Raw genomic sequence first — 12,306 nt, forward strand, 5'->3', positions numbered from 1 at the left:
AAGTTTAAATTCGGTCGATGTCTCATAGATTCTCAGAAGCATACCACAAATGAAAGTGATTTTTTTCCGATCGCCCCCACTAAACTCAAAACCACCGCATTTCCAAGCATATCAGACTTCCGACCTCCGATAATGTTCCCACACGCACCAGATATTCTAGATTAGACGGTCGATCGCCCCCAAGTTGTAACCCATCGAGCTAACCATAAATATTTCGCCCTGTGCTATTGACTCAAAGCCCAGCTTGTGCGTTAGACTGAAGCGCTGGACTCGGCACACAAAAAACCAACTTAAACCCGATCGCCCCAGTTCACTCCGATCGCCGCTTAAAAATAATTGTCTCTTCAGCTTGCTTAAATTCTATATCAAACAAGTCAAACACCACCTCTCTGCCCAAAAGTATTTCCTGGCAAAAATCTGTTTGCGCCCAAGCTACAGGAGCCGTAAAAATATGACCATCCAACTGCATTTCAATATCTCGTAACAGATATTCAATACTGCCGCCAACTCCCTCAGCTTTACTGATAATCTCTCCAGTAGTTCTACTCAAACCCAAATCTTCACCAAGCTGCTTAGTAATTAAGCTGAGTTCGGCTCCAGAATCCACCAGCATTTCGACTCTTGCGGAGTTTTGAGCTTTTAGATGGAGTTCATATCTTGGCTGCCAATCATGAGCCTTTAATGCCCTCATTCTAACAGGATAAAACCTGACTGGTTGAACAAACTCGCTTTCATATATACGACCGATTACATAACTTAAATTAGGCACATCAGCCGGAATTGCATCCTTCATCTTTCGATAATCGCGATCGTGACTAATCACTCCTTTGTTAGTATAAGCTATCCATTCACCCCGATATTTTTTTAACTCCGGTCGATGAGCTTTATACCAATCATTGGCTGTAGGATACTCTGGTTCCATAATTAAATCACTTTCTTGTATTTTAGAAAATCATCTATCGTTGGGTTAATGATATCTGCCGCTACAAAATTTTATTAAACATAATTTACTTTTGTCGCGATCGAGCTTTTGTATCCCATTCTACTACATAGCGTAAGCTTTGCCCGATCGCCCCCACTAAACTCAAGCCCTCGCATTTCCAACTAGATCGGATTTCAGAGTCTGAGGATGTTCCCGCCAAACCATTGGTATCATAGATGGTCGCTCGCCCGCTCGCCCGCTTGCCGTCGAGCTGACCATAAATATTTACAAAAAAAATAGACTCAGCCGATCGCCCTCAAGCGATCGACTTTCCCGGCGCGATCGGGTAAACTAGAAAGGTCGATCGGACTCTATCTGAGTGCCATTGACTCAATGCCCAACTTCTGCATCAGACTGAAGCGGTGGACTCGGCACACAAAAATTAAATTAAAGTCGATCGAAATTGAGCAATTTCTTAAGGAGAGGATAACTGTGGATCTTACAGCGCTCATGCAAGTACGGAGAGATATAGCTTTTAAATATCTAACTGGGAACGGAATAGAAGTGGGAGCTCTTCATGCTCCCCTGGAAGTTCCAGATAATGTAAAGGTTTATTACGTCGATCGAATGTCGGTTAGCGATCTGAGAAAACAATACCCTGAATTAAATGGAATCAATCTCATAGAGGCAGACATTGTAGATAATGGGGAAACTCTCTCATCCATCGCTAATAATTCTTGGGATTTTGTCATTGCCAATCACATGATAGAACACTGTCAAAACCCGATCGGCGCTCTGGAAAACTTTTTGAGAGTTGTCAAACCCGGAGGAATCGTGTACATGGGCGTACCGGACAAGCGCTATATCTTTGATGTCGATCGCCCCATGACTTCCCTCGACCATTTAATTCGAGATTACAAAGAAGGGCCCGAATGGTCTAAGGTATCTCATTACGAAGAGTACGTGAGACTGGTAGAGAAATTTCCTCAAGAACAGGTCTTCGCGCGCCAGCAAGCTTTAATTAACATAGATTACAGCATCCATTTTCACGTCTGGACATCAGAGACTTTCTCTGAGTTGCTCTTCTACTGTCAAAAACATCTAGGCTTGGGTTTTACTATAGAATTATTCCAACAAAATTCCATAGAAATTGTTATGGTTCTCAGGAAAATAGCAAATTGAAATTCCACTTAACATTTGAAGAAGGCTCTTCAGGTTCAGGGGATATCCAGTCTTAGCTAATTTTTATAGTGTTAGCACGGCTCAAAAAAATACCTAATAAAATAAGGCCCTCATTAAATCTTATGGCTATCTTAGAAGAAGACGATAACTTAATATTGGCGATCGATCACTCCTGGTCTAATGACTGCGGACTCGGAGTCCAAGGATGGATTTTAGGCAAGAAGGAAGGGGCACTTGAAGGAGTAGAAATTTGTGTAGGAGATAGTTGTGTGCCAATTATATCCTGGCATTCACGTCCAGATGTTGTAGGAGCTTATCCTCAATATAATCACAATCATAACTGCGGTTTTATAGCATACCTGCCCAGAGTCGCCCAACATCAAATCACCTTTAAAGCCAAAACAAAAAGCGAAATACATCATAAAATAGTCGGATTTACCGGATCTAAGCCTGGAGTTTATGATTCAGCTACTTTTACAAATGATGATAGAGGTCTGTTTGTTGATTTTATCAAGCAGGTGAATGATGGTCATTTACGAGTTTTAGAAATAGGTTCGCGGATAGTCAGTCCCGGAAGTGCTAGCAAAAGGTCTTTGTTTTCTGGTGCATCCTCATACACTGGATTTGACTATTATCCAGATGCCAACACAGATGTGGTAGGGGACGCTCACAAACTATCTCAATATTTTGGTAATCAGCGGTTTGATGCTATTTTTTCCTTGTCTGTTTTTGAACACTTAGCCATGCCCTGGGTAGTGGCAATGGAAATTAATAAGTTACTGGAGGTAGGTGGAATCACCTTTCAGAGCACGCATTTTTCCTGGCCTCTCCACGAAAGCCCCTGGGACTTCTGGCGTTTTTCAGACGAAGGTCTTAAGGTTTTATTTTCCCCTGCTTTGGGATTTGAGGCGATCGGATCGAGCCTTTATGTTCCTTTGCGAATGCATTTAGATACTTTTATTCCAGGTCAAGAGACGTTGGTAACTCAGCTAGGATTTGGTGGTGTTGCCATCCTTGCCAGAAAAGTGGCTGAGGTGAATCCTGATAAATTTAGATGGGATGTCACCTTAGAAGACGTTGTTACATCAGAAAGCCACTACCCAAAGCCAAAAGCTTAACTTTTGGCTTTGTCCTACTCCGTAACAACAGCGATAATTTCACCTAATTTGTTCTGAGCATCCGAAAAATTTGGGTTTAAATATATGGCTCGGCGATAACACACCATCGCCCGCTCCTGTTTCCCTTGCTCTAACAGAGTATTACCAAGATGAAAGTATTGCTCTGCCGTTGTTTCCGGATCTAAAATCGCAGCCGCATAACAACACTCAACAGCCTCATCTGCTTTGCCAATTTGGGAAAAGACTTTAGCTAAGTTTCGGTAAACGCCAGGGAAATTCGGTTGAATCGCGATCGCCTTTTGGTAAGCTGCGATCGCCTCTTGCCACTGTTGCTGTTGTGCGTGAATAGTCCCCAGATTGGCCAAAGCTTGAACAAAATCAGGTTGAATTTCCAGAGCGCGAAGGTAGTAACTCTTGGCATCATCCAGTTTACCCTGAGCTTGGAAAACATTACCCAAGGTCTTGTATGCCGGGGCAAATTTGGGTTGAATCTTTAGTGATTGGTGACAAACTGCGATCGCATCTTCTAACTTTCCTTGAGCGAAATACAACTCTGCCAGTTGATTTAACGGAACCGCTGCACTCTCAATCTCTTGCAGTTGAATCTGAGCTTCCATTAACTGAGACCTAGTTTGTTCTAGTTCTTCCTGATTCTTGTGGCATTGAACCTGCCAGAGTTCTAGTTCTTCTTTTATTAATTGCAATTCGTTTTTAACTTGTTGCATTTGAGTTGCAAATTGCTCAAATTCCCCTGGATTTTGGTGCAGTTTTGTTTCAGATCCCTCTAATTTCATTTGCATCTGGTACAGCTTAGATTGCAAGTGCCACTGTTTCGTTAAAATTTTTGCTATTCGAGATTGAGAGATGATTGTATCAACTGACTTCCTCAGCTTGGGGACAAAACGCTGTATCGTTAAATCTTCAGCTTCATTGCGATCTCTAGCTTCTAGAACTGACAAAGCTTTTTGCCAAGGAAAAAAAGCATCCCCCCGGATAACTTTTTCTTTCATTTCCTGTTTCGACCTCGTATAATAATGATTTATCCGCAGCTTTTGCACTGACAGTCTTTCTGATATAGAACCTTCTAACGGTTCTTTATTTTCGGTAACAGAACAACCTTCATTATTAATGGGGATGAAAAAATGCGGACAGCTTGGGCGCAGTATTTGTTCGGGGCGAACAATACTTTTTACATACCTATTGACTTCAAAATTATCTGTGGAGCGTTTAGTGAAATTTTCAATTTGTAAGCCTTCCGGTCTAGTTTCATGACCTGAAGAGCCAAAAGTTAACGTATTGACTCCCACGGCTGGTACAGAATCAAACTCTTCTAATAGTTCTGTTAACTTTTCCTTTTCTGTGGGAAACAAAAACTCATCCAAATCTAGAAAAGCTATCCACTCAGATTCTTGTTTGTATTCTTTCAGACAATGCTCGTAGGCGGAAGCTTGTTGTTGAGGGGTAAATGGCCAATCGTGCAAAACTACTTCACCAGATTGAACGTATGGTTCAACAATGTCTACAGTATTATCTGTGCTGTTATTGTTGTATAAATAAAACCTTTCAACACCAACTAATTTATGAAACTCCAGCCACTCTATCAAGTAGGGAGCCTCATCTTTCATAATTGCACACACGCTCAGTTTGCACTTTTCTCTGATGCTGTCTTTTGAAGTCGAATAGATAATTTCTTGCAGCCTAACGAATCCAATATTGACGCGAGTATCATCTGCTAAAACGGCTTGGAGGTGTATTTCGCATTCCGGCGACATTCCCGTTACTTCCCATTCAGTTGCATAACCGCTATTTTCTGCTAGCGGTACTCCCGTATAAATTGCGGCTACATCTGGACGCTGTTGACTTACAGGAATTTCGCGGATCACTTCACCGTCGCAAATCAAATCAACCTTAACAGCCCGGGACTTTTTTCCTAATATCCAACCGCCAATCAAAATATTACTGGGATTTACCTTAGTTCCGATCGACGGAGACTCTATATTAAATCCCCACAGCAACTCCGGATCTTCAGGAGATATTAACGCTACCTCCTGAATGTTCAAAATTTTCACCGGTTTTTGAGACCCTATTGCTGTCAGATCGTTAGGATTGTGTCGCAGCAGTGGCTCGCTATTCCAAGGATCGAATGGAATCATTTTCTGCTTTAGCAAGTTAGGCCGGAAGAAAAATTTGCATTGTTCGTTCAGCATCGCCGCTGCAAACGAGAATGTGCTATTGGAAATTGCCAAAACATCGCATTGGCTTAAAATGTAGAAATCAGGATAGAAAGCTGCTTCTGGCATTTCTACACCCAAATCTTTGATTGTTATCGGATGGTATTCAGCAAAATCTCCGATAACTGTTTCGATTTCATCGCTAGCGATAAATAAAACTGGTTCGTCCAGAGTTTCCCACAAACCATCCAGCCATTCCTTGTACCATCCAGTCGGAGCAACGGTTAGATACGGCACGACTGTGTGAACGCTTCTGTAATCACCGCGCCGCAAATGCAATCCAACCACTGTTTTACCTTTGAAACGCAAGCTGTCGAGAGCTTTTATCACCTTCACTTCGACTTCTGGCACAGGCTTGAACAAAGACTGAAAATATTCTTTATGTGGGGCGTGATATTGAGTGTGAAATTGAAAATAGCCGTTGAAATCTACATTTTTAAGCGGTTCGGGTGCATTAAGAATTGCCGACTCCGAAAGTTTGTAAGGCTGCGGTTGCTCTCCCACTACAGTTAATGGCTGGGAAATAGGAGCGTCATTGTGACCGAACAGATACTGACCTATCCAAGCTGGCGTTTCTACCCTGAGATTGTGTTCCCTTGCATACATTCTCAAAAACGCATACAGAAATATTTGATTTCCCAACCTACCCATATTCTCCATGCCGAGTACGGATGAGGTGATCGCTGTTTTTTTCACATAGATTGCATCTCCCCAAGATGGATGAATTGGCGTTGTGGTTGCTACACGATAAAAACCGTGTTTTTCCAGAAACTCGTCCAACTTTTCAATTAACGCGCAGCCTTCATACAGTTCTTCATAATTAACTTCAGTGTTAATTAAATCAACACATTTCAACCAATTGGTTGCCCCTTGCAAAGCCAAAAGTTCTGCACCTTGGATATCTATATTTAAGATATTAAAGTCTGAGGGATTGAGTTCCTGTTCTTGCAGTAGAGTATCGAGTGTTTTCGACTCTACTGTTATTTGATGAGTTTCCGTGATGTGGGGATAAATCTCTTGATGATGCTTCAATTGCAGAATAGAACTGCTTTGATCGAAGGAAGTAACGTGCAAATCTATAGTGCCATTTCGATCGGCGATCGCACAGTTCACGGCTTCAACGTTCGGATAGACAGCTATATTAGCTTGCAAGCGTTCAAATACCGATGGATTAGCCTCTACGAACAGCACCTTTTGCGCGCCCATTTTTTGATATGCGCTGATTTCTGTGCCTTCGTGAGCTCCAACATGAATCACGCCGCGCGGTACGATTGAATACTGACTACAAAGTTCCTGTATGTTCAACTTTCCATCGGTTGCTTCACCCAAAACATTGGAGCGGAATCGCTCATTGACAGCCAAGAAGTTACTAAACTCAAAGTTTTCATCTTCTGGCAAAAAGGTGGGTTTGTATTCTAAGCGATCGGGCAAAATTTTAAAAATTGAATATCGGAATTTCTGCAAATACTCAAATGCTTCTTTTAACTTTGTTTTTGAATCTAGATAGGTTCCACCATATTCAAATTGCAGATAATCTATTCTGCCTGTTTCTAGAAAATGTTTAGATCCATAGAGAACATCTAATTCAGATCCCCCAACATCGATTTTGAGAAAATTAATTCTTTTAATGCCATGACGCTGACAGTAATTGTCGATTGTTGTTGTCAAAACAGTAATTTCTTTAGGCGGATTGAGCCACCCTTGTTTTTCAACATCGACTCGGCGGTAAAAAGTGCTTAGTAGTGGATTAGATTCGTAATAATAAAATGTCTTAACTTCTTCCTTATGACCTACACCTAGATTATTGAAAATTACTTTTTTATCTAAGTTTTGAATCAGGGTTTTGTAGACGTGAGGAATTGGTTCAAACAGGTGGATTTCTACGTCATGTCCTTGGCTCAAAACTTCCGCTGTCCAATCCCCAGCATTAGCACCTACATCAAAAACAACATAGCCTTTATTAATTATATTTTGAATAACTTGAACTTCGCCATCAAGTTCCATTTCTTTGAGGGGCGCTGGTATCAGTGATTGAGTTGGTTTTTCTGGTTCAAATTTGGCGTATATGTCTCCCCATAATTGGTGTTCATTAGATGAAAGAATAGATTCAAATAACCGAGAACCAGAAACCCATTCGGTTAGTGCAAGATGGCTGTCTTCACCTTTTGCTAAGTTAAACTGTTTATATCCTAATGTCTCCAAGTGAGCGATGGATTTCTTTGCATCGTCTATGAATTCTATTGTAAATTCAAAGGATAGACAAGGTATGGGTTGAGATAGTCCTTTTAAAACTAGATATTCCAATCCTTCAACATCAATTTTGCAAAACTGCGGGCATCCAAACAATTGAATCATTTCATCTAAAGTAGAAATTTCTACTGTTATTTCTCTATCCCAATTAACGCCAGCAAATCGTCCCGTTTTCCATTGATCAGAGAAAGTAGATAAAACATTTAAATCACTAGAAATAGAAAGCTGCATCTCTCCTGGATGCTCCGCTAAACCTTTGTTTATAATCGTAATTTGAGGATTATTTCCATATTTTTGATTCAAAACTTCCACACAATTTGGTTGCGGTTCAAAACAGATTACTTTCGCACCAATACCTATGAAAAAATCTGCTTTTTGCCCGATATTAGCTCCGACATCAAATATAATCTGTCCGGCTTCTACAAAATTACGAATTAAATCTATAACCATTTCTTTGCTAGTTCTTTAGTTAATTAACTTATCAATTAAACGTGGAATCCTGGGAAGCGAACAGACTCACTAAACTCGCTTTCATATATGCGACCAATGACATAACCCAATTTAGGTGTATCAGCCAGAATCCCGTCCTTCAATTTTCGATAATCCCGATCGCACCAATCACCCCTCAGTTAGTATAAGCGATCCACTGGCCCCGATATTTTTTTAATTCACGGCGATTAGCCTTATACCACTCCTTAGCCGTTGCATATTCTGCCGCCATATTTTCACCCCATAATTTTCCCTCAAACCATCCTCGCCTCCACCATCATCCGTACCACATCGGGCATCTTATACTTCGCCTCCCAGCCCAACTTTTGCTTCGCCTTTCCCGGATTTCCCATTCCCAGAGCAATCTCCGTCGGTCTGTAGAGACTCGCATCAGTTACCAAATGTTCCTGCCAGTCCAAACCAGCAGAAACAAAAGCTGTCCGCACAAACTCTTCCAAAGGATAACTTGCACCAGTAGCAATTACATAATCATCCGGTTCAGACTGCTGCAACATCAAATACATGGCCTCCACATACTCCGGTGCCCAGCCCCAATCCCGCTGCACCGAAATATTTCCCAAGTGGAGTTTTTCGGAACTACCCGCAGCAATTCGGCACACCACAGATACAATCTTTTGGGTGACAAACCTCTCCGGGCGCAGCGGGGATTCGTGATTGAACAGAATACCAGAACACGCAAACAAATTGTACGCTTCCCGATAATTTGCTACTTCCCAAAATGCCGTAGCCTTCGCTACTGCGTAAGGACTTCTGGGGCGAAAGGGCGTGTTTTCATCGGCAGGATTGCCTCCGGTATCCCCAAAACATTCGCTGGAACTTGCATTGTAAAGTTTAATTTTGCCGCCTGTAAACCGAATTGCTTCTAACAAATTTAATGTACCTGTGGCAATACTTTCGAGGGTTTCTACGGGTTGTTCAAAAGACAGAGCCACGGAACTTTGACCCGCTAGATTGTACACTTCGTCGGGTGCAATTTTTGCTAATACTTGCAAGACGCTGCGAAAATCGTTGAGAGACATGGATTCTAGTTTTACTCTGTCCCGGATTCCCAAACGGGCAAGGTTTCCGAAACTAGACATTTGGGCGTCCCTAGAGGTGCCACAAACTTCATAACCTCGATCGAGCAACAGTTTAGCTAAATAAGCTCCATCTTGACCTGATATACCACAAATTAGCGCTTTTTTCATATAAATTTTTACAATCAAACTCTAGCTTAACGGTTGCTATTTTTCCCGTTATTTAACTTTTACCGTCAGAATTTTTATTGTTTTTAGTATTTGGGATTTTTGCAGGACTTACTAGGGCGAGTTTAAGCGTTTACAGCAAACAAATTTTAGGACTTACGCCGGGACTAAAGAAACCGGGTTTTTTACCTATATTAAGGGTTTGAACCAAATATTTTGGTAAAAAAAACCGGTTTCTGCCCACCCGTGCGATATCGCGAAATCTGGCTTATAGCCTAGGCCAGATCCCCCTAAATCCCCCTTAGGTCGGGGGACTTTGAGAAGAGTCCAGTTCCCCCCTTGGGAAGGGGGGTTAGGGGGGATCTGGGCCTAAGCATCAGACAGTAGACCGATATTACTGTACTGGTTATTTTTACCAGAAAGAATTGGTTGAAAGCCGGAACCCGGAGCGGGAGAAATTAAAATCAGACTATTCATTACTCCAATCCTCTTCCTTATAGGTAGAGGTCGCTCTCAAACTGTCAACTGTCAACTGTCAACTGTCAACTGTTGAACTTCTGCCTTCAGATACTAGGCTTCCCACCGCTGGGCGACCAATTCAGCCAAGTCAACCACCCGCTGACTGTAGCCCCATTCATTGTCGTACCAAGCCAAAACCTTTACCATATCGCCATCCATCACCAGCGTCAAGCTGGAATCCAGAATCGAAGAGGCATCATTTCCTCGATAGTCGCAAGAAACTAAAGGCAAATCGTTATACTCCAAAATCCCTTTCATGGAGCCAGCAGCAGCTTCCTTAAACACTTGATTTACTTGCTCGGTAAAAGTCTTTTTCTCTACCTGAGCCACAAAATCAACTACCGACACATTGGGAGTCGGCACGCGCATGGCAATACCATTTAACTTACCCTTTAATTCTGGAATCACCAAAGCTACAGCTTGAGCAGCACCAGTAGAAGTAGGCACAATATTCATTGCAGCCGCCCGCGCCCGCCGCAAGTCGCGGTGGCTGGCATCCAGCAAGCGTTGGTCGCCAGTATAGCTGTGAGTAGTGGTCATCATGCCTTTGATGATGCCAAAATTTTCGTGCAGCACCTTGAGTACAGGAGCCAGACAGTTAGTCGTACAGCTAGCATTGCTGATGACAGTGTAATCACTGTGCTTGTAGTTGTGGTGGTTGACTCCCATTACATAGGTGCCAACTTCTGGGCCTTTGCCGGGAGCAGTAATTAGCACTTTTTTTGCACCGGCAGTGATATGCTTCGATGCACCGGCCTGGTCAATAAAGACGCCAGTTGATTCAATAATTAGATCGACACCCCAATCTTTCCAAGGCAAGTTTAGGGGATTGCGATCGCTCACGCATTTAACTGTCTTGCCGTTGAGAGTGATGGAATTTTCATCGGCGCTGATGTCCACGCCTTTTAATGTTCCCATCATGGAATCGTATCTCAGCAAGTGAGCATTACTTCTGGGATCGGAAGTGTCATTAATAGCTACCAACTCTAGCTGGCTGTTTTCACGGCCCAGCCAGCAGCGCGCAAAACTGCGCCCAATACGCCCAAAACCATTGATCGCGACTCGAATCACCTTAGTACCTCCTAACGATGGCAGCCCTTAGCTCAGGCTGAATTTTTGACAAAATTTAAGAATTGACTTATGAGACAAGATCATATCGCAAAGGCTGATCCTTTCTAACTTTTCGTCTGTATTGAAAAAATCTGAAATTTTTGAGAAGGCAGAAATCGCAAGCCATAAGGCCTCCGGCTTTCAGTCCCTGGTTGCTGGTAAATTCGATCGCCCTTTACTGGTAAAGCTGATGGGCCGCAATATAACTCCCGACAACTTCCGGTACTAAGTCGCTCAGATCCCGATGTTCGGCCCAGCAGCGGCGGATGTGGCTCGACGAAATCTCGATCGCGCCCATGGACAGCACCTCCCAACAAATTTCCACATCTAGCAGAGCCATCTGTTCGGCAACTTTACAGCAAACAGCATTTGTCTCAACCTGCATCCTGTCGCCGGCATCAATGGACACATCCCTCAAACTATCGCCCCACTCAGATGCTGCCCCTATGTCCCCGCTTTCTGCTGTCTGTGCACCTCCCTGACTCGGACGCGGGCCCACCAACCAGTGGCACAACCGCCCGATTTCCGCCGAGCGGTGCCATTTGGGAAGAGTTCTGAAAGCATCGCTACCAATAATCCAGTACCACCGATCGCCTGGATACATTTTTTGCAAATACAGCAAAGTGTCGATCGCAAAAGAACTGCCCGAAGGATTTGCCTCCAGCGGCGCTAGTAGGAAGTCTGGGCGATCGCCCAGCGCCAGAGCGAGCATGGAGCGCCGCCGCTCAAAACTTGCCAAATCCGATCGCCACTTGTGAGGAGGAGCGCGATCGGGTACCCAAATCACTCGATCGAGATTAAACTGACTCGCAGCCGCCTGGGCTACCAACAAGTGACCCCTGTGCACCGGGTCAAAAGTACCCCCAAAAATCGCTATTTTCCCCATATTTCCCAAAAATTAGGATTAATTAGGATTAATACAGACAGACATCGCCCAAATTTCATGTTTGTGCGCTTTTACCACTAAGTTCAGTCACTGTTTGACGGTTGCGATCGAATGTATAATTTATATATATCTTTCTCACAAAGATTCGCGGACGTTGTTGGGCTTGGGCCCTCTTGGTTTAAGGGGTTATATAAGCTGTCAGTCATACCTCATCTTTTTGAGAAAGGCTATAACTCATTCTCAGATAGGTGAGGTATGACTGTGATTGAAATTATTTGCCTGTATCTTAATGTAATTTATATAAGACTGTAAGAGGGCCCAAGCCCAACAACGTACCTTTATTAAGTGAGAAAGATGTATACAGATATGTGAGAAAATACTGTGGTGGCGATCG

7 protein-coding genes are annotated in these 12,306 nt (G+C 43.0%); 2 read left to right on the forward strand and 5 right to left on the reverse strand.

The annotated features are described in order from the left end of the window. Positions 1–310: 310 nt before the first annotated feature. Complete coding sequence (locus QZ918_RS15800) at positions 311–922, reverse strand: DUF5678 domain-containing protein (protein ID WP_293336585.1); 612 nt, start codon at positions 920–922, stop codon at positions 311–313. A 492-nt stretch (positions 923–1,414) separates the two neighbouring features. On the opposite strand from QZ918_RS15800, the gene QZ918_RS15805 reads away from it, so the two are divergent. Beyond that, complete coding sequence (locus QZ918_RS15805) at positions 1,415–2,104, forward strand: methyltransferase domain-containing protein (protein WP_293336587.1); 690 nt, start codon at positions 1,415–1,417, stop codon at positions 2,102–2,104. Positions 2,105–2,226: 122 nt separating this feature from the next. Then, positions 2,227–3,222: a methyltransferase domain-containing protein gene (locus QZ918_RS15810; RefSeq protein WP_293336589.1), complete on the forward strand. Its 996-nt coding sequence runs from the start codon at positions 2,227–2,229 to the stop codon at positions 3,220–3,222. A gap of 14 nt (positions 3,223–3,236) precedes the next feature. On the opposite strand, the gene QZ918_RS15815 is transcribed toward QZ918_RS15810, so the two are convergent. The 4 genes from QZ918_RS15815 to nadD all read right to left on the reverse strand — a co-directional run bounded on the left by QZ918_RS15815 (position 3,237) and on the right by nadD (position 11,912). Further along, complete coding sequence (locus QZ918_RS15815) at positions 3,237–8,153, reverse strand: FkbM family methyltransferase (RefSeq protein WP_293336591.1); 4,917 nt, start codon at positions 8,151–8,153, stop codon at positions 3,237–3,239. Between the two features lie 293 nt (positions 8,154–8,446). Next, positions 8,447–9,400 (reverse strand): GDP-mannose 4,6-dehydratase, encoded by a 954-nt coding sequence (locus QZ918_RS15820; protein WP_293336593.1) that lies wholly within the window; start codon positions 9,398–9,400, stop codon positions 8,447–8,449. 567 nt (positions 9,401–9,967) lie between these two features. Next, on the reverse strand, positions 9,968–10,987 hold the full coding sequence (locus QZ918_RS15825; RefSeq protein WP_293154218.1) for a type I glyceraldehyde-3-phosphate dehydrogenase: 1,020 nt from the start codon (positions 10,985–10,987) through the stop codon (positions 9,968–9,970). Positions 10,988–11,201: 214 nt separating this feature from the next. Further along, entirely contained in the window at positions 11,202–11,912 is a 711-nt protein-coding gene (gene nadD, locus QZ918_RS15830; protein ID WP_293336595.1) for a nicotinate (nicotinamide) nucleotide adenylyltransferase, read from the reverse strand. Positions 11,913–12,306 lie beyond the last annotated feature (394 nt).

Source organism: Microcoleus sp. CAWBG58, assembly GCF_020883045.1.
Taxonomy (GTDB): domain Bacteria; phylum Cyanobacteriota; class Cyanobacteriia; order Cyanobacteriales; family Microcoleaceae; genus Microcoleus.